The organism is Roseibacillus ishigakijimensis (assembly GCF_016595415.1).
Lineage (GTDB): Bacteria > Verrucomicrobiota > Verrucomicrobiia > Verrucomicrobiales > Akkermansiaceae > Roseibacillus > Roseibacillus ishigakijimensis.
In genome coordinates this window covers 1-364 of sequence record NZ_JAENIO010000170.1, presented here as the reverse complement: position 1 = coordinate 364, position 364 = coordinate 1, and the positions used below count along the sequence as shown (strand labels likewise).

Annotated in this window: 1 pseudogene; it reads left to right on the top strand. The window is 58.0% G+C overall.

Features of this window, described 5'->3' with window-relative positions:
• Positions 1 to 364 (top strand): annotated as a pseudogene (locus JIN78_RS17030) (IS256 family transposase); the annotation flags it as partial.

Here is a 364-nt window from a genome sequence, read left to right as displayed (position 1 = left end):
CCGCCGAGAGCGAGCGGAAGTGGACGGCCTCTTTAAAACGCTGCGAGACAGCCAAGGAAAGAAAGCGGGAGAAGAAGCCTTCGAGGAGCTCTTAGACTTCGTGAGCGAGCGCAACGCGGCAGCCGGTCAAGCGTTGGGAGAACGAAAAGAAGCCCTGCTCTCCTTTCATCGCCTGGAGGTGCCCTCGACGCTGAACACGACTTTTCTGAACACGAACCTTATCGAAAACATGCTGCGCAACTGGCGGGAAGCGACCGGGAACGTCAAACGTTGGCAGGAGAAGGACGATATGGTGTCCCGTTGGATGGCCAGCGGTCTGATGTGGGCCGAAGCAGGCTTTCGCAAAGTGCGCGGCTACGAAGAT